Raw genomic sequence first — 17,874 nt, 5'->3', positions numbered from 1 at the left:
AATCATTAGGCTCGACAAAACTAAGACAGCATATGTCGCTCGACTGTTTCCAGCCAGCTCACCGAACATCGGCCAATTCGCGATTGGCCAGAAGGGATTCCGCATGACTGTGATGACGCCGAAATTCGGGATGGGTGCCTCCGTGCGCCGCAAGGAAGATGCGGCATTCATTACGGGCCGGGGACGCTACACGGACGATTTCCTGCCCGAAGGCACGCTGCATCTCTACGTGGTGCGTTCGCCTGTTGCCAAGGGCACATTCACCATTGCGTCGGTCGAGGAGGCAAGGGCAGCACCGGGTGTCCATCTGGTGCTCACGGGTGCGGATGTGGCGCATCTGAAGGATCTGCGCTCCGGCGCCATGCAGAAACAGCCCGACGGAACACGCGCCCCCACGCGCGACATTCCTATCCTGTGTCGTGATCGCGTGCAGTATGTGGGCGATGCGGTGGCGCTGGTGGTGGCGGAAAGCCGGGCGCAGGCGCAGGACGCAGCTGAACTGATCGAAATCGATTTCGACGATGAGGAAGCCATAGCCTCGACCGCCGCCGCCCTTTCCGAGGATGCTCCGCTGGTCTGGCCGGAGCTCGGCTCAAACCGCGCCTTTCTTTACCACGTGGGCGACAGGGAAAAATCGGACGCGGCATTCGCCAGGGCTGAGCATGTCACCCGTATTGAATTCGTGAACAACCGTCTCGTCTGCAACTATATGGAGCCGCGCGCGGCACTTGCCGAATGGCGCGATGACGAAAACCGCTACGTGCTGACCACCGGTTCGCAGGGCGTTCATTCCATGCGCGGCATTCTGTGCAAGACCTTCGGCATCGAGCCGGAAAACCTGCGCGTGATTACGCCGGATGTCGGTGGCGGTTTCGGCCCGAAAACCTTCGTCTATCGTGAATACGCGATGGTCATGGAGGCGGCGAAGCGGCTTGGCCGCCCGGTCAAGTGGACCGGTGACCGCAATGAGCATTTCATGACCGATGCGCAGGGGCGCGACAATGTTGTGACCGCCGAGATGGCGATGGATGGCGACGGGCGTTTCCTTGGCCTGCGGGTCGATCTCATGGCCAATATGGGCGCCTATATCTCACAGTACGGCCCATTCATCCCGTTTGTCGGCGTCTCCATGTCGACAGGCGTCTATGACATTCAGGCGCTCGATGTGACGATCAACGGCGTCTACACCAACACCTGCCCGGTGGATGCCTATCGCGGGGCGGGCCGCCCGGAGGCTGCATTCCTGCTTGAGAAGCTGGTGGACGCCTGTGCGCGCGATCTTGGCATCGGGCGTGACGAAATCCGCCGCCGCAACTTCATCAGGCCCGAGCAGTTTCCCTATCGTACCCAGACTGGCCGCCTTTACGACGTCGGCGAGTTCGAGGGGCACATGAACAAATGCATGGAGAACGCCGGCTGGGCCACGTTCGATGAGCGGCTTGAGGAATCGCGGCGCAACGGCAAACTGCGCGGCATCGGCATGGCCACCTATATTGAAGCCTGCGCCTTTGCCGGTTCGGAGCCTGCCCATGTGCGGCTGAACGACGATGGCACCGTCACGCTTCTGATCGGCACCCAGTCCAACGGCCAGGGACACGCCACCGCCTATGCGCAATTCGTGGCCGACAAACTCAATATCGACATAGACCGGATCACCGTGCGTCAGGGCGACACGGACGAGCTGGCATCCGGTGGTGGCACGGGCGGGTCGCGCTCCATTCCGCTGGGCGGCGTCTCGGCCGCGCGGGCCGGCGAAGACCTCGCCGAGAAAATCCGAAAACTGGCGGCGGACGAACTGGAAGCGTCCGTCGATGACATCGAACTGTCCGGCGGTGCAGCGCGCATTGTCGGCACGGACCGCGCGGTCGATTTTGCAGCCATCGCCAGGGCCGCAAAAGCGCCTGAGGATTTGGAGGGCTTCGGCGAGTTCGTGCAGGAAGAGGCGACCTATCCCAATGGTACGCACATCTGCGAAGTCGAAATCGATCCGGAAACCGGCCGCACGCAAGTCATTGCTTATTGGATCGTCGACGATTTCGGCGCTACCGTAAACCCGATCCTGCTTGCCGGGCAGGTCCATGGCGGTGTTGCGCAGGGCCTCGGGCAGGCACTGACGGAAGACACGGTCTACTCGGAGGATGGGCAATTGGTCACTGCGAGCTTTATGGACTACGCGATGCCGCGTGCCGACGATCTTCCGTTCATTCATTTTGAGACCCGCAACGTGCCCTCGACCACCAACGCGATGGGCATAAAGGGGGCAGGCGAGGCTGGCACGATCGGCGCCACGCCGGCGGTTCTCAACGCGGTGACGGATGCGCTCTACCGTGCCCATGGCATTGCCCATATCGACATGCCCACCACGCCATCGCGTGTGTGGGAGATGATCCGGCAGGCCAGGGACGCGGCGTGATGCAGCCACGCTCGATCAATTCGATGCACTGTCCTGCGTCCTTACCGGCCTTATAGGAAAACAGATCATGCCCGCTGTGACCGAAGTCGGCGCTGAACGCCAGCCATTAATGGGCATCGCGCTGAAGGTCATTTCGGTCTCCGTGTTCGTCATGATGTCCTCGCTGATCAAATCGGCGGGGATGGTGCCGTCCGGCCAGATCGTCTTCTTCCGCTCCTTCTTTGCCATATTTCCGATCATCGCCATGCTCGCCTGGCGTCGGGAACTGGCAACGGCGTTTCGCACCACACACCCCGTCAGTCACATCATGCGCGGCCTTGTCGGCGTCACGGCCATGGGGCTCGGCTTCTTCGCGTTGACGCGCCTGCCGCTGCCCGATGCAATCACGCTCAACTATGCGCAACCGCTCATCGTTGTGGTGCTGTCGGCAATCTTCATGGGCGAGGTCGTGCGCATCTACCGCTGGAGCGCCGTCGCCGTCGGTTTTGTTGGCGTTATCATCATCGCCTGGCCCAAACTCACTCTGCTTACCGGCGATGCCGGCCTTGAAGCCGCTCAGGCGGTGGGTGTCATCGCAGCCCTGTGCGGGGCGACGGGCTCGGCGGTCGCCATGCTCCTCGTGCGCCGCCTCGTGCAGACGGAGAAGACCGCCACCATCGTCCTGTGGTTCTCGGTCACGGCCACCGTGCTCTCCCTGTTTACCATTCCCTTCGGCTGGGCCGATCTCTCGCGTGAGCAATATCTCGCTCTGGCGGGGGCTGGTGTGTGCGGGGGTGTGGCGCAGATTCTCATGACAGAGTGCTACCGGCACGCGGAACTCTCGACCATCGCGCCGTTTGAATACACCTCCATGCTTCTGGCCATCGTCATCGGCTATTTCGCCTTCGGCGATGTTCCGACCCTCTACACGCTGGTGGGCGGCATGATTGTCATCGGGGCAGGGCTCTTCATCATCTGGCGCGAGCGCCGGCTCGGCCTCAAGCGCGTGGCAGCCCGTCGTTTCGTGCCGCCGGCCTCATGAAGCGCCATCGTGCAATTGCCGCAGAAAGGCGGCGGTTGCAGCGTCGGTCGGGAAAAAGCTTTCAATGGCGATTTCCGACAGCGTCACGTCGAGCGGTGTGCCGAACACGGTCGTTGTGGTGATGAACGAGAGTTCGGTTTCACCAAGACGCAGCCGAAGCGGAACAGCTATCATGTCTGCCGCCTGGGGCCGCGACTCCGGCCCGTTCTTTTTAACGGGATAGGCCGCGAGTTCCTTTTCCAGAGATGTCAGTTGCGGATCGGCGGTCTGGTCGATGAGCTGGCGCAGCTTTCCAGAACATGCGCCCGCCAGGGGACGAGATTGACAATGCTGGGCGCAAGGCCCTCGGGATGCAGGCTGAGGCGTAGCACGTTCACGGGCGGCTTTAGGAGTTCCACGTTCGTTACGCCCCTGAGCAGCGGCGCGATGGCCCCGTTCGCGGCGATCATTGTCCAGTGGCGGTCGATGGCGATGGCGGGGTTGGGCGCATGGCCGTCGAGCACGGTCTGCACCGCGTCCATCGCCGGCTTCAGTGTCGGATCATTCAGGTCCCGCTCGGAAAAGCCGGGCGCATAGCCTGCGGCCAGCAGAATGCGGTTGCGTTGCCGAAGCGGCACGGAGAGGCTTTCCGACAACAGCAGAACCATGTCGCGTGACGGGTTGGATCGCCCGCTTTCAACGAAGCTCAGATGGCGTTGCGAGATGCCGGCTTCGAGCGCCAGGTGAAGCTGGCTCATGCGCCGTCTTTCGCGCCATTCTTTGAGCAGGGAACCGGCATTGCTCTTCGATGCGATGGTGTTTTCAATCTCCATGGCGGAGACCCTAAAGCTGTCCGCCGCACATTTCCATTACCTCTCACGTAATCGCCAGGCGGCGGTTCATCCCACAGGCTTCACTGCGTCAACGCCGTAACTGGCTCGCCACAAACCCCTTGCAGGAAGGACAAGAACATGTCGCTCGCCCTTACACCCACACTGAGGAAAACGCTTCGGTTCGACGCTGCCATGAGTGGCGGTGCCGCGCTGCTCCTTGTTGTCGCGGCCGGCCCGCTATCGCGTCTTCTCGCCCTGCCTGAAGCGCTTCTGTTCTGGGCCGGTGTTGTGCTGGTGCCGTTCGTGACGATGCTTTTGGTGATTGCCGCGCGTGCGAAAACACCGCGCCTTGTGCTGATCGACATTGTTCTGCTCAACGCCGTCTGGGTTGTGGCGAGTTTCGCCCTGCTCGCAAGCGGCTGGGTCGCTCCCAATCCGCTTGGCATAGCGTTCGTCTGCGTTCAGGCCGTTGCAGTCGCGGTGTTCGCTCTGCTTCAGCTGGCAGCTCTGCGCGCCGCACGAGGTTGAGAGGGTCCGGGACCGCGCAACCGCACGGCCCGGCCTTCGATTCTTCAGTAATCGAGATATGGCGCGGCGGTCCAGAGCGGGCCGTTGCGCTCTTCGTCTTTCAGGCTGGTGGAACCGAAATGATAGCGAAACCCTGCCACGATGCCGTGAGATTTCATATCCTCGCTATGGGTCTCGCCCGATGTCAGCGAGGAGGAACGGTAGCGATATCCGCCAAAGGCAGTGACTGGTCTGTTCGAGAGCCGATAGTTGGCGGCGGTAGACACGGAGTAGGTCTTCAGCGCCGCATCGTCGCTCAGCAATTGCTCAAATCCGGCATCCAGATCGAAACGCAGATTGTCTGTGTGATAATAGCGTGCGCCGATAAGGCCGTTGAGCTTGGACGCATCCTGCTCTTCCAGACGCCCCTTGCCCAGGCCCACCCGGCCCAGAACCGTCGACTGGCTGAGAAAAACCGCACCTTCCAGCCCGGCTGACGTTTCCATGGGCCCAAGTGCCAGGGTCTCGGCGGATAGCCGCTCATATTGTGCGTAGAGACCGACGGCGTAGCGGTTCTCCCTGCGATAATAGGCATGCGCTCCGAAATCCATCGTCTGGTCGGAAAGGTCTTCGAACTTCAGTTTTGCGAACTGGCCGTCGAGCTGGACATTCCAACGCTCCCTGACTGGCAGGTTGACCGCTCCGCGTAGTGCCCAGCCGCTGCTTTTGCCAGAATCTTCATCCAGGCTCGCCTTACCCAGGGCAGAGTTGACTTCAATGAAGCCGGAAAACCGCGGTCCGAATTTGAGCAACAAGGGTGCGTTTTCCACGCTGGGTGGCACAGGCGGACCGCCGATCACCAGATCAGCGCCGACCGCGGCTCTTGGTCCAAAAATGAGGAAAGGTAACAGAAAAATCAGGCGCCCCCCGGAACTGACGCGAACAAACATGCTCGACTCCGGGACGTTGTTGAGATGCGCCACTCTGCGCCAACAGCGTTAATGCGGCCTTAATTCGCATTCGCTTGCAGTCTCAGACTGCTTCTTCCAGCTTGAGTTTGATGGCCAGGAAATCATGCCAGGCGAGCTTCTTGTGTGCCGGGTTGCGCAGGAGATAGGCCGGGTGCAGCGTCGGCATCGTTGGGATTTCGAGGCCCGACGGCGTCCTGTGCTCGGCCCAGTTGCCACGCATCCGCATGATGCCGGTCTGTGTGTTCAGGAGTAGCTTGGTGGAAGGGTTCCCGAGCGTCACGAGAATTTTGGGCGAAACAAGCTCGATGTGCCGTTCGATGAACGGGCGACAGATTTCCGTCTCCAGAGGGGAGGGGTCCCGGTTGCCCGGTGGCCGCCACGGGATCACGTTGGAGATGTAGACGGATGTGCGGTCGAGCCCGATTGCCACCAGCATCCGGTCGAGCAGCTTGCCGGAGCGGCCGACGAAGGGCAGGCCCTGAATATCCTCGTCGCGGCCCGGCGCTTCGCCGACGAACATTACGCCGGCCTGCGGGTTGCCATCGGCAAAAACGGTGTTTTTTGCCGTTGTCTTCAGGTTGCAGCCGTCGAAGGCGGAAAGCTGCTCGCGCAGAGCGTCCAGGCTTTCGGCGCTTTTTGCTATCTCGCGCGCCCGTGCGGCCTGCGCATCGTCCGGAACCGCTGCTCTGGCTGCAGCGGGAGCGGCTGGCCGGGCCTGCGGGGCCGCAACCGCCTTCTGCTGTGCAGGCTGGCGCTGGGCGGCCCTTTTCTCGGCTTCTGTGCGTGTTTCCTCGAACCGGTCCGCCGCTTCCTCCAGAAGGGGCTCGTCCACGCCGGCATCGGCGTAGAAGTTCAGCAGCTCCCTTAGTCCAGCGGAATCCATTGCGTCCGAAATCCTGATTGTCGGCATATGTTGAAAGAGGCACTTTCTCTTTCTTTGCCTGTGGTTGCAAGTTCAGGAAGCGGGAATGCGCGGGTCCTGCACCAGATAAAATACCGGCTTCGGCGTCAGGTCGGTGATCAGGAGCCGAAATGTCACCGAATGGCCCGCATCGACCGTGCCTGACTGAAACAGAAGCCGGTCATAGGGCTCGAATTTACGGTCGTGGGTGGCAAATGCGCTGGAGCCGATCTGGGCGGAGCCGACATTCCTCTGATCGAAGGAGAGACCGTCCCCGTAGACACTCGAGATGCCGCGCATCTCCTGCAGTTCGAATTCAAATTCCACCCAGGGCAGGTTGCTTGCATTGAGCGTCTCGATTTCGATGAAGAGGTAGCCGGCGCCGGCCCGTTCGTCATAGGCGTAACGCGGCACCTCCCCGGTGGTGCGGATGACCAGCACAACGGCAGAGGCCGTATAAAGCTTCTGCCTAAGGAGCACGGGGTCGCTGCGCGAGCCTGTCCCCGAAACCGCCTGGATGCGGAACCCGCCAAGCTCATCGGAAAAGGAATATTGTCCGGCCTGCCAGCGTCCGTCGTCTCCCGGCCCTGCGCCCAGAAGGGCTGCAGACAGGAGGAATGCGGTTATGGACATGGCACGGGGCAGGACGACACCTCCCTTCCTGCCGTATTATACCGCCGTTTGGTGTTCTGGAGAAACGGTATCGCCGGCGGCTTCAGCCGCCCAACTGCCAGTTGGAAATCGCCTGCGAGGGATAGACAAGCTGGAGAATGTTGAGCGTGAGATTGTCACGGATCATGACCGCCATGAAAATCTCCGTCGCAACCACCAGAAGAATGCTGAGCCAGAGGGGCGATAATCGCGCGACGAAGAAGCCGACGATGGTGGCAAACGTGTCCGAGAGCGAGTTGATCACGCTGTCTCCGTAATAACCCTGGGCGAGCGCCGATTCCCGGTAGCGGTTGATCACCATGGGCGTGTTTTCGGCCATTTCCCAGGCGGCTTCGAGCCCCACGGCCAGCGCAAGGCGATAGCCGACCGGCATACGCGGCGCGACAAGCCAGATGAGCCCATAGAACAGCAGCCCATGCAGGAAGTGCGAATAGGTGTACCAGTCGCCGATGTGCTGGGAGGTTTCAGGCCCCGATGGGTCCGAATACCAGAGCTTCACCGTCCCGCAGTCGCAGATCGTCGTCTGCCCCATGAACTTCAGGAAAAACGCCTGAATGGCAAGGATCGCGAGTACGCAGAAAGCGGTCACGGCAACCGGTCTTTGTCTGTATGCCGCCAATAGCCGGTTTTCACTCATAGCCACTTCCTTCATGGTAGATGACACGCCACTGCATTGATGTGGCGCATTGTTTGACAGGGTCCTCAGGAGGAATGCGGGACTTTGCAGTCATGCACTCACCCTCCTGGTGAGCCCGCCGAACCACAAACCGCGCACAACAAAGTCGCTTCAAGATCGAACACGGTCAAACTGGGCATGCGCGGTGTTGCTATGCATGTCCCGCACCCTCCATCGTGAAACAGGCTGAAACTGCTTGGATTCGATCCGGGAGGCAAACAGGAATTGCCTACGCCTGATTTCTCAATTATTTACGTTTACGTTAAAGTAATATCAGTTGGCGTCAAACAGGAATGGATTGATGCAACATCTCCGGTTTCGACAGGCGCGCGGATGCGCTATAGCCCGGCGTTGAAACCGTTATGCGGGACTGATGGGTATCCGGATCGCGCCGGCACGAAACGAGAGCAGGGGCGCGCGAGAGAAAAAGACTGCGGAGGGTGGAATGAGCGAAGTGGAACGCGAAAGCATGGAATTCGATGTGGTCATCGTCGGCGCAGGGCCGGCGGGGCTGGCCGCGTCCATCCGGCTCAAGCAGCTGAACCCGGAGCTTTCCGTCGTCGTTCTCGAAAAGGGCGGTGAAGTCGGCGCGCACATCCTGTCTGGTGCTGTCGTCGATCCCATCGGCATCGACCGGCTTCTGCCGGAGTGGCGCGACGATCCCGATCACCCGTTCAAGACACCCGTCACCGACGATCAGTTTCTGGTTCTCGGGCCGGCGGGCTCCATGCGCATTCCCAATTTTCTGATGCCGCCGCTGATGAACAATCACGGCAATTACGCCGTCTCGCTCGGCAATGTCTGCCGCTGGCTTGCAGGCTATGCCGAGGGACTGGGCGTTGAAATCTATCCGGGCTTTGCTGCCGCCGAAGTGCTCTACAACGACGATGGCGCGGTCATCGGTGTCGCCACCGGCGATATGGGCGTCGAGCGCGATGGCTCGCACGGTCCCAACTATCAGCCTGGCATGGCGCTTCTGGGCAAATATGTCCTGATCGGCGAGGGCGTGCGCGGTTCGCTCGCCAAGCAGCTGATCGAGAAATTCGGCCTTTCCAAGGATCGCGAACCCCAGAAATTCGGCATCGGCCTGAAAGAGCTCTGGGAGGTCAAGCCGGAGAACCACAGGCCGGGTCTCGTCCAGCATTCCTTCGGCTGGCCGCTCGACATGAAAACCGGCGGCGGCTCTTTCCTCTATCATCTGGAAAACAATCAGGTGGCGGTCGGTTTCGTGGTTCACTTGAACTACAAAAACCCGTTCCTCTCACCCTTCCAGGAATTCCAGCGTTTCAAGACGCATCCCGCGATCAGCAAGACGTTTGAAGGTGGCAAGCGCATCTCCTATGGCGCCCGCGCCATCACGGAGGGCGGCTATCAGTCCGTGCCAAAGCTTGTCTTCCCCGGAGGTGCGCTCATCGGGTGCTCGGCAGGCTTCGTCAATGTTCCGCGCATCAAAGGGTCTCACAATGCGGTCCTCTCGGGCATGCTTGCCGCCGAGCATGTCGTGGAAGCGCTGGGCGCGGGGCGTGGCAATGACACGCTGGAAGCTATGAGGCCGCCTGGCGCGCCTCGGACATCGGCAAGGACCTGAAGAAGGTGCGCAACGTCAAGCCGCTCTGGTCGCGCTTCGGCACGCTTCTGGCGTCGGCATTGGCGGCTTCGACATGTGGATGAACTCGCTGTTCGGCTTCTCGCTGTTCGGCACCCTGAAACATTGCAAGACCGACGCGGCTTCGCTGGAGCCGGCCGCAAAGCACAAGCCGATAGACTACCCGAAACCCGACGGTGTGCTCACCTTCGACCGTCTTTCCTCCGTATTCCTGTCCAACACCAATCACGAGGAGGAGCAGCCGGTTCATCTTCAGGTGAAGGACATGGAGCTGCAGAAGACGTCGGAATACGCCGTCTATGCCGGTCCGTCCTCGCGCTACTGTCCTGCGGGTGTCTATGAATGGGTGGATGCTGACGGCAATGCGCTCACCGATGGCAGCGATGTGGCCGATGCCCGTTTCGTCATCAACGCGCAGAACTGCGTTCATTGCAAAACCTGCGACATCAAAGACCCCAACCAGAACATCAACTGGGTGCCGCCGCAGGGCGGCGAGGGGCCCGTCTATACCGGGATGTAACACCATTGTCCGAGCCCGACCCCGAAAGCGGAACCACCAGCCCCATCGACGAAGAGGCGCTGGCCGAGGCCTATAACCGCGCCCTTGCGCTCGAAAAGGCCGGCGATCTTGATGCTGCCGCTGCCGCCTATCGGGAGGTGCTCGCTCTCGATCCTGCCGACCATGGCGGTGCCGCGGTGCGGCTTGCGTCTATGGGACGGGGCGAGACGCCGGCGCGCGCATCGGAAGCCTATGTGGCGACCCTGTTCGACCAGCACGCCGGCGCGTTTGAGAGCATTCTGGTCGATCAACTCGGCTACGATGTGCCGGCACTGACCCGCAGGGCGCTGGATGAGGTGGCGCCGGGGCCGTTCAGCCGCATGCTGGATCTCGGTTGTGGAACGGGGCTTGCCGGAGAGATTCTGCGCGACATCGCGGACCACATCACCGGCATTGATCTTTCGGAGACCATGATTGAGGTCACCGACGAGAAAGAGGTCTACGACGCGCTCTATGTGGGCGATGCGGTGGACTTTCTCCATCACGCGGATGTCGAACCCTTCGATCTGATCACCGCGACCGATGTTTTGCCCTATCTGGGCGATCTGGATGCTTTCTTCGCCGGCGCGGCGGAGCTATCCGTGGACGGTGCGGTTCTCGCCTTTTCAAGCGAGACCCTGCCGGACGAGGTGCTCGCCGGGCGCGCCTTCATGGTCGGGCCGCATCAGCGCTTCGCCCATTCCGAGACCTATCTCGCCGAAATGCTCGCCAGGCACGGCTTTGCGGGGCTCGCCATCGGCGGCATCGTGGTGCGGCATGAAATGGGAAAGCCGGTTCCCGGCCATCTGGTCATCGCGCGCAGGAAGCCGGCCGATTAGGGTCAGGACCTATTAATATGGCCACAATGGCGTTCGATAGACCAAGAGATGCAAGGAAAAGCCCGCAGAGCGGGGCCTTTCCCCCGGTCAAGGGGTTTGACGCGGCAGGTCGCCGGTTTATCGAGCGTCCTTCGGATCGGCCTGATCAGCACGGGCTACTTTGTCGCAAGACCTTGAAAGACATGAAGTCTTCCTGCGGCCTTGCTTCGCGTATCCGCACAGATCAGGCCGACCATTGCGGCCATATTAATAGGTCCTGACCCTAGTTTCCGTTTCTGGCGAGCTTCACTTCGATCACCTCGGCCGGCTCATTGCCGGGCATGATGCCGAATTCAAGCAGAACGGGCAGGTGATCGGAGCCGACATCCTCCAGCCGCTCGACCGAAAATGGCACGATCCGGCCCTTGGTGAACAGATTGTCGATCGGCAGCCCCACGAGCCGGTGGAGGCTTTCGGGCACGATCGGCTTCATCCATGTGGGACCGACCCCAGGCAAGAGATCCAGCCGCCCGGCTGCCGCCACAAGGTGGGCCGTCACGCTCCATGGGGTTGCGTTCAGGTCGCCGGCCAGAATGGCGGTATCGGGGAGGCGTTCGAGCACAGGCGCGACACGCCCCACCTGTCGATGCTGTTCAAACGGCCAGGGCCAGCCGAGATGCAGCGTGCCGATCTCCACCGCATCCGCGCCAAGCCGAACCGTCGCCACGGCCATCGAACCGCGGTCATAGCAGGCAAAGGCGGACGGGTCGGCGAAGGGCCGGCGCGAGAGAATGGCAACCCCGCCGATGCGCGCCGGCGGCGGGCAGATCACGCGATAGGGATACGCGGCTTCGAGAAACTTCAGCTCTTCCACCCACATGCGCGAGACTTCGTTCAGCGTGACGATGTCGGGCTTGGTGCGGCCGATCAGTGAAAAGACCTGCTTGGGAGTTGCATTGTCATATCGCAGGTTGAGTTGCAGAAGCCTGTACCGTGCCGCCGGCGCGTCTGCCTCTCCGGCCCTTGCCGAACCGGTGGACGCCTGAACGGGAAGCAGTGTTGCGCTGAGCGTTGCAATGCCAAGCACGGTTCCCGCCGCACCGATCTGACGCCAGCCTTTCACAAAAAGCAGGGGTGCGGCCAGAAGAGCGATCAGCACGGCAAGGTGAATGCGAAAATGCGCCATGGAATCGAGGGCAGGGTGCAGCCTGCCCCAGAAACCGGCGACCAGCGGAAAAGACACCAGAACCACGCCGATGGCCAGAAAGGCCGGCAGCATTGATGCGATTCTCGGTCTCTTCATTGCCTCGCGCCCATTGTTTCCGTCTCGATGCAGCAGCGCCTAACCGCATTTTCGGGCTATTGGAAGGCGGTCTCGAAAAAGCTTCGCAACTTGCGCGAATGAAGCCGTTCCGGCGGCATGGCTGCAAGCTTTTCTACGGCCCTCATGCCGATCTTGAGATGTTGCGAAACCTGCCTCTTGTAGAAATCGGTGGCCATGCCCGGCAGCTTCAGCTCACCGTGCAGCGGTTTGTCCGAAACGCACAACAGCGTGCCATAGGGGACGCGAAAGCGAAAACCGTTGGCGGCAATCGTGGCCGATTCCATGTCGAGCGCGATTGCGCGGGATTGTGAGAGGCGCTGCACCGGTCCGCGCTGTTCGCGCAGTTCCCAGTTGCGGTTGTCGATAGTGGCGACTGTTCCGGTGCGCATGATGCGCTTTAATTCATAGCCGGAAAGTCCAGTGATCTCGGCCACCGCTTCCTGAAGCGCCACCTGCACCTCCGCCAGCGCCGGCAGCGGCACCCAGACGGGCAGGTCGTCGTCGAGCACGTGGTCCTCGCGCACATAGGCATGTGCCAGCACATAGTCGCCGAGCGCCTGCGTGTTCCTCAGGCCCGCGCAATGGCCAAGCATCAGCCAGGCATGCGGGCGCAGCACCGCCACATGGTCGGTAATCGTCTTGGCGTTGGAGGGGCCGACACCGATATTCACCATGGTGATCCCTGCATGTCCTTCACGCGTCAGGTGATAGGCCGGCATCTGCGGCAGACGGGCAAGGGCGCTGGCGGACGGGCTCGTCTCGCCGGCCTTTGTGATGATATTGCCCGGCTCCACAAAGGAGGTGTAGCCGTTTCCGCCCTCGGCCATCATCTCGCGGGCAAGCGCGCAGAACTCGTCGATATAGAACTGGTAGTTCGTAAAGAGCACGAAGTTCTGGAAGTGCGCCGGTGCGGTCGCCGTATAATGAGAAAGCCGGTGCAGCGAATAGTCGACCCGCTGTGCGGTAAAGGGTGCGAGCGGCAGGGGCTCGCCGGGCGGGGCCTCATGCGTGCCGTTGACGATATGATCGTCCGTGGCGTTGAGGTCCGGCACATCGAAAAGATCGCGCAACGGCCGTTTCAGCCGATCGGCTATCGAGCCCTCCACATAAGTGTCCTGGAGGAACGCAAAATGGAGCGGTATCGGTGTTTCCGATTCGGAGACGGTGATGGGGACGCCGTGATTGCGGATGACCAGGCTCAATTGATCGATCAGATAGTCGTCGAAGAGGTCGGGCCGCGTGATTGTCGTGGCATAGACGCCGGGCGCAGCCACATGGCCATAGGCAAGCCGCGTATCGATCTGGGCGTAGGAGCCCGTGGCAAGGCTGATTTCGGGATAGAAGGCGCGAAAGCGGCGGTCGCTCTCGCCGTCTTTGGCCACCTGCGCGAAGGCATCGCGCAGGAATGCGGTGTTGCGCTCATAGAGCGCCTTCAATGCCGCAACGGCTTCGCGGGCATCGGTAAAGCTTTTCCGGGCAAAAGGCTCGGGGCTCGAAATCGTCTGAATGGGCTGAGGGTATATTCTATGTTCCATGGCCTTTTATATGGATATTCTTTTTCTTCTCAAGGCCCGACCCGATCTAACGCGAGCGCTTCAGGCTGACCATCAGGACGAGACCGGCGCCGCTCGAGCGTTCATAATCCCCTTCGATGATGTTCTCATTACCGGCACGGACGTTCTGGACCGCAAGCAGCGGTGAGCCGATCAGGGCGGCAAACATCAATCCCCGGGCCATATGTGTGACCGTCCGCATCGTCTCTTACCTCAACTCGTCTCGTTCAGCGCAGCGCAGTTCTGCCGCAAAGGGCGGCCTGCTCCGCGGAGCAGGAGAACGGCCGGTTGTCCTGCCAGGGATCGGAAGGCCTGCCGGCCTCTGCGACCAGTATGGCGAGCCCCATGCCGAAGAGGGCGGTGATCAGGCAGACAATTGAAAAGCGGCGCATCAACATTGGTTCGTCCTCAGTGTCGCCATCACTTTGGCAGACGCGGACTGAACCGAGACTGAGAGGTGCATTCATCCAGGGTTCAGCAGTGTTAACACCCCCATTATGGGCAGATAACGGATCGTTTATCAGCGAGCGCGTTGCAAAGTGTGCAGATGGTGCTTACCTGCCCGGGTATCGCCGCGATCCTCCCCGACCGCGCGGCGCCCAACACCTGGAGGCAACGACACATGACCACCCAGACCAAGCCGATTGAGCTTCACTACTGGCCGACGCCCAACGGCTGGAAAATCACCATTTTTCTTGAGGAAACCGGGCTGCCCTACGATGTGCACTTTGTGAACATCGGCAAGGGCGAGCAGTTCGAGCCCTCCTTCCTCAAGATCGCGCCGAACAACCGCATGCCGGCCATTGTGGACCCTGAAGGTCCGGGTGGTGAGCCCATTTCCGTGTTCGAATCCGGTGCCATCCTTCAGTATCTCGGCCGCAAGACGGGAAAGTTCTATCCCGCCGACGAGCGTGCCCGCGTTGAAGTCGATCAGTGGCTGTTCTGGCAGATGGGTGGTCTCGGCCCCATGGCCGGTCAGGCGCATCACTTCCGCAATTACGCGCCGGAAAAAATTCCCTACGGCATCGAGCGCTACACCAATGAGGTCAACCGCCTCTACGGCGTCATGAACAAGCGCCTTGCAGACCGGCCGTTCCTTGCCGGCGATGACTACACCATCGCCGACATGGCGAGCATCGGCTGGGTGAAGCCGTATGAGCAGCAGGGGCAGGATCTCAACGATTTTCCGAACCTTAAGCGCTGGTTCGAGACCATCATGGCGCGGCCGGCGGTCGTGCGCGCGCTGGAGGTCGGTCAGGAGCATCGCCGCAATATCGCTGAGGACAAGGAAGCCCAGAAAGTTCTCTTCGGGCAGCGCTCCAGCTGACGACAGTTTTGTGCGTTTCAGGCAGGGCGGGCGTCCTTGGGGCGTCCGCCCTGTTTTATTGTTTATCCGAGCCGTATCAACAGGATGGCGAGGATGAGAATGCCCACACCCAGCCAGCTCGTCAGGTTGAACCGATGACCGAAGACGAGCCAGACGGCCAGCGCCGTTCCGAGGATCGAAAGCACGCCCCACACCGCATAGGCGATAAAGAGGTCCATGCCGGTGACGGCCAGCGCCAGAAGCGCGAAGGCCGCCATGATGAGCAGGACGGCAGCGGTTCCCCAGCCCCTGCGTGCGAAACCGTTCGATTTCTCCAGCGCCAGATTGGCGAGGATGTCGAGCGCCACCGATCCCAGGACATAACCCATACAGATGCTCATCGTGTCTCACCCTGCTGGTGGTGACCATAGTTGATCACAGCGATCCCGAGCAGCGCCACACCGATGCCGACGCCCTGAATCAGCGAGATCGTTTCGCCGAGAAGGTAGAGGGAGGTGAGGGCGATCAGGATCATGCCGAACCCTTCCCAGAACGCATTGGCAAGCGCGACCGGTATGCGCAGCGTTGCGCGCCCCAGAAAGAGATAGGCGATGCCGATCATCGCAATCGCCGCCAGCGTTCCCTGAAGAAGCGCGCCGCCGGATACCAGGAGTTTCATGAGTGTGGTCCCGACCACTTCTGCAAAGACCGCAGCGATCAGATAGAACCAGTGCAATTTCGACCTCATATTGTCAGATCAAGTTTTATGTCACTCGATTGAGATATCCGCCCATTTCACGTATGGAAAATCGCTGAGCGACAGGATTTTTGACGAAGAAGCTTTGCCGTGAGACTGGATTATCTGGAGTATTTCGTGGCTGCGGCGCGCGCGGGCTCCATCTCGGGAGCGGCGCTCCAGCTTGGGCGCAACCGCTCCACGGTCAGTATGGCGATCGCGGCGCTTGAGGATGAGCTTGGGGCCGCGTTGTTCGTGCGGCGCGGCAACAGCCTTGCTCTCTCGCCGGTGGGCGAGCACATTCTGGATGACTGTGCCCGCATCATCGCGCTGTCCAACAGCATCATCGAGCGCTGCGCGCGCGGTGGTGAGACTGCACGCCGGGAACTGAGGATCGGGCGCGACGATGTCCTGTCGGAAAACTTCTGGCGCCATGTGATCCGGGCCATTCGCCGGGCGCGGCCGGACGTGCGGCTGAGCATGCGCTATGCGGAAAGCGATGTGCTTCCTGAACTGGTGCGCGAAGGGCAGCTCGATATCGCCTATTTCATTGCTTCGGGTCGTGCCGGCCCGGCATCCGGGCTCTACAGTCGTGTCATTGCGCGGATTGGCATGCGCATGATGGTGGCCCGGAGCCATCCGCTTCATTCCATGAGCTACGTCGCCGACGATGATCTCGCCATCCTGCCGCAGATCACCTATCTCGACAGCACGCAGCGCGAACGCTTTCACCTCGACGCGATGGGTAGCGAACGCATCGCGCTCAGCAGCTTCGAGCTTGGCAAGGATGCGATCTGCGATGGGCTGGGCTGGGGCTACGTGCCCGAATCCCTGTTGTCGGAAGAAGACGATGCGCAGCTAGGACAGATCAGTCACGGCCTGGGTGCGGCCTGGTATCCGTATTTCGTCTGCAGCCGCGAGCCGCTTGCCATCGGGGCGCAGGCCGAAGCCGCACTGCAATCACGCGCACATGAGATCATTCTCGCACAAATGCGCAGTGAAGGTCTGATCACAGAATGAGCCCCCCCACGCCTTCCGCAGGGAGGAAGGGCGTGAAAGGCTCTGACTGGGGGCTGTGTTCAATCTGAGGCTAACGATCTGGATGACGCCTGCCCTAGAGACGCGACCAGGTCTGGTTGCGGCAGATCAGGCCGCCGAGCACGCAGCCTCCCATCTTCAGGCTGTTGCCGGAGAGCGTGCCCTTGCCGGAATAGGTCTTGTCGTTGGCCGGATCGGTGATCTTGCCCGTATACTTGCTGCCGCCGGCAGCCTGAAACGTGCCGATCTTCTTGCCGGCGTGCTTGCCGCTTTTCAGCGTGATGCAATAGGAGCCGCCACATGGCGCAATCTGTGCCGTCGCGCCGGATTCCGTCTTCCAGTTCCCCTCAATGGGGTCGGCCATGGCAACGCCACAAGCCAGAAGCAGCGCGGCACCGCTCAAAACAACTCTGCCAATCATCAGTCTTCCTCCCAATGATGTTGCGGGCTCAGCTTACGCAAACGTAAACGTAATACAACCGCTTTTTGTGATGGCAGGCCGCAACGTGGCAAAAGCCGAAGCAGTGTGAACGATGCGGTAGTATCGCCACCGCGCCGTGGCTTACGCTCTTCGAGCATTTTCGCCGATCGGGCGAGAGACTGAACGGCGGCAGCCGTATGAATGCAGCGGGAAACGGCGCAGAAGGCCGTGGCCGGCCCGGTTTTCTGCCCGCCGCAAGGGACGAAACCGCACCGCGCACAATTAGAATTTTCAGAAAATTGTCTCTTCAAGCGTGCGGCGTGGTTAACGAAATCTTGCAAACGGCGTTAACGAATTCGCCTGGCTCCCGCCACTGAAATCCCGATGCCCTGCGGGTTTGCGATGCTTAACAAAATCAGGCATTTACTGAAAATTTGAACTTTGTTTTCTTCTAATTAAGCACAAGATTTAACGGCGATTTCAGCCGCACCCTGCATTCTCGAAAGCATCGAAGGGCTGGCCCGGAAGGGCAAGAACAAAGGCTCTCGGGAGAAAAACAGG

17 protein-coding genes and 2 pseudogenes are annotated in these 17,874 nt (G+C 60.9%); 7 read left to right on the top strand and 12 right to left on the bottom strand.

All coding sequences use genetic code 11. The features are described from left to right. The first annotated feature begins 103 nt into the window (after positions 1-103). Complete coding sequence (locus JCM21793_RS07340) at positions 104-2,413, top strand: xanthine dehydrogenase family protein molybdopterin-binding subunit (protein WP_025029947.1); 2,310 nt, start codon at positions 104-106, stop codon at positions 2,411-2,413. A 67-nt stretch (positions 2,414-2,480) separates the two neighbouring features. Continuing rightward, the gene (locus JCM21793_RS07335; RefSeq protein ID WP_007008442.1) at positions 2,481-3,434 is read left to right on the top strand and encodes a DMT family transporter; all 954 of its coding nucleotides are present in this window, start codon (positions 2,481-2,483) and stop codon (positions 3,432-3,434) included. Here JCM21793_RS07335 and JCM21793_RS24665 read toward each other — a convergent pair. Next, positions 3,429-4,246: pseudogene (locus tag JCM21793_RS24665) on the bottom strand (helix-turn-helix domain-containing protein). The gene JCM21793_RS07335 and the pseudogene JCM21793_RS24665 overlap by 6 nt on opposite strands. 138 nt (positions 4,247-4,384) lie before the next feature. On the opposite strand from JCM21793_RS24665, the gene JCM21793_RS07325 reads away from it, so the two are divergent. After that, positions 4,385-4,774, top strand: a complete 390-nt coding sequence (locus JCM21793_RS07325) for a hypothetical protein (protein ID WP_025029946.1) — start codon at positions 4,385-4,387, stop codon at positions 4,772-4,774. 44 nt (positions 4,775-4,818) lie between these two features. Here the strand turns inward: JCM21793_RS07325 and JCM21793_RS24660 are convergent, their stop codons facing one another. From JCM21793_RS24660 to JCM21793_RS07305, 4 genes are all read right to left on the bottom strand, one after another. After that, positions 4,819-5,568, bottom strand: coding sequence for a hypothetical protein (locus JCM21793_RS24660; protein WP_155983394.1), 750 nt, complete (start codon positions 5,566-5,568; stop codon positions 4,819-4,821). A gap of 217 nt (positions 5,569-5,785) precedes the next feature. Continuing rightward, positions 5,786-6,607: a uracil-DNA glycosylase gene (locus JCM21793_RS07315; protein ID WP_025029944.1), complete on the bottom strand. Its 822-nt coding sequence runs from the start codon at positions 6,605-6,607 to the stop codon at positions 5,786-5,788. 72 nt (positions 6,608-6,679) lie between these two features. Next, positions 6,680-7,258 (bottom strand): hypothetical protein, encoded by a 579-nt coding sequence (locus JCM21793_RS07310; protein WP_025029943.1) that lies wholly within the window; start codon positions 7,256-7,258, stop codon positions 6,680-6,682. 82 nt (positions 7,259-7,340) lie between these two features. After that, positions 7,341-7,934, bottom strand: a complete 594-nt coding sequence (locus tag JCM21793_RS07305) for a DUF2585 family protein (protein WP_025029942.1) — start codon at positions 7,932-7,934, stop codon at positions 7,341-7,343. Positions 7,935-8,418: 484 nt separating this feature from the next. On the opposite strand from JCM21793_RS07305, the pseudogene JCM21793_RS24655 reads away from it, so the two are divergent. Further along, a pseudogene (locus JCM21793_RS24655) lies at positions 8,419-10,099 on the top strand (electron transfer flavoprotein-ubiquinone oxidoreductase). A gap of 5 nt (positions 10,100-10,104) precedes the next feature. Further along, the gene (locus JCM21793_RS07295; RefSeq protein ID WP_025029941.1) at positions 10,105-10,956 is read left to right on the top strand and encodes a class I SAM-dependent DNA methyltransferase; all 852 of its coding nucleotides are present in this window, start codon (positions 10,105-10,107) and stop codon (positions 10,954-10,956) included. 262 nt (positions 10,957-11,218) lie between these two features. Here the strand turns inward: JCM21793_RS07295 and JCM21793_RS07290 are convergent, their stop codons facing one another. From JCM21793_RS07290 to JCM21793_RS29710, 4 genes are read right to left on the bottom strand one after another with little or no spacing between them, the layout of a single operon-like run. Then, a complete protein-coding gene (locus tag JCM21793_RS07290; protein ID WP_244439693.1) occupies positions 11,219-12,238 on the bottom strand; it encodes an endonuclease/exonuclease/phosphatase family protein in 1,020 nt (339 codons plus the stop codon). Between the two features lie 56 nt (positions 12,239-12,294). After that, positions 12,295-13,794 (bottom strand): AMP nucleosidase, encoded by a 1,500-nt coding sequence (locus JCM21793_RS07285; RefSeq protein ID WP_007008451.1) that lies wholly within the window; start codon positions 13,792-13,794, stop codon positions 12,295-12,297. Between the two features lie 46 nt (positions 13,795-13,840). Further along, positions 13,841-14,014, bottom strand: coding sequence for a hypothetical protein (locus tag JCM21793_RS29155; RefSeq protein WP_155983393.1), 174 nt, complete (start codon positions 14,012-14,014; stop codon positions 13,841-13,843). A gap of 25 nt (positions 14,015-14,039) precedes the next feature. Further along, positions 14,040-14,210 (bottom strand): hypothetical protein, encoded by a 171-nt coding sequence (locus JCM21793_RS29710; protein WP_007008452.1) that lies wholly within the window; start codon positions 14,208-14,210, stop codon positions 14,040-14,042. Between the two features lie 224 nt (positions 14,211-14,434). On the opposite strand from JCM21793_RS29710, the gene JCM21793_RS07270 reads away from it, so the two are divergent. After that, complete coding sequence (locus tag JCM21793_RS07270) at positions 14,435-15,139, top strand: glutathione binding-like protein (protein WP_025029939.1); 705 nt, start codon at positions 14,435-14,437, stop codon at positions 15,137-15,139. Between the two features lie 62 nt (positions 15,140-15,201). Here the strand turns inward: JCM21793_RS07270 and JCM21793_RS07265 are convergent, their stop codons facing one another. Both JCM21793_RS07265 and JCM21793_RS07260 read right to left on the bottom strand, forming a co-directional pair. After that, entirely contained in the window at positions 15,202-15,519 is a 318-nt protein-coding gene (locus JCM21793_RS07265; RefSeq protein ID WP_025029938.1) for an SMR family transporter, read from the bottom strand. Further along, positions 15,516-15,854: a DMT family transporter gene (locus JCM21793_RS07260; RefSeq protein ID WP_051556133.1), complete on the bottom strand. Its 339-nt coding sequence runs from the start codon at positions 15,852-15,854 to the stop codon at positions 15,516-15,518. The genes JCM21793_RS07265 and JCM21793_RS07260 overlap by 4 nt, the downstream gene beginning before the upstream one ends. Positions 15,855-15,965: 111 nt before the next feature. Here JCM21793_RS07260 and JCM21793_RS07255 point away from each other — a divergent pair, with 111 nt between their 5' ends. Further along, positions 15,966-16,874: a LysR family transcriptional regulator gene (locus tag JCM21793_RS07255; protein WP_025029936.1), complete on the top strand. Its 909-nt coding sequence runs from the start codon at positions 15,966-15,968 to the stop codon at positions 16,872-16,874. A 94-nt stretch (positions 16,875-16,968) separates the two neighbouring features. Here JCM21793_RS07255 and JCM21793_RS07250 read toward each other — a convergent pair whose 3' ends face one another. Then, entirely contained in the window at positions 16,969-17,313 is a 345-nt protein-coding gene (locus JCM21793_RS07250) for a DUF2147 domain-containing protein (protein ID WP_007008457.1), read from the bottom strand. Positions 17,314-17,874 lie beyond the last annotated feature (561 nt).

The organism is Nitratireductor aquibiodomus NL21 = JCM 21793, from assembly GCF_000615975.1.
Lineage (GTDB): Bacteria > Pseudomonadota > Alphaproteobacteria > Rhizobiales > Rhizobiaceae > Nitratireductor > Nitratireductor aquibiodomus.
Note: the sequence above shows the minus strand (reverse complement) of the source record. Positions and strands in the feature narration are given on the sequence as shown.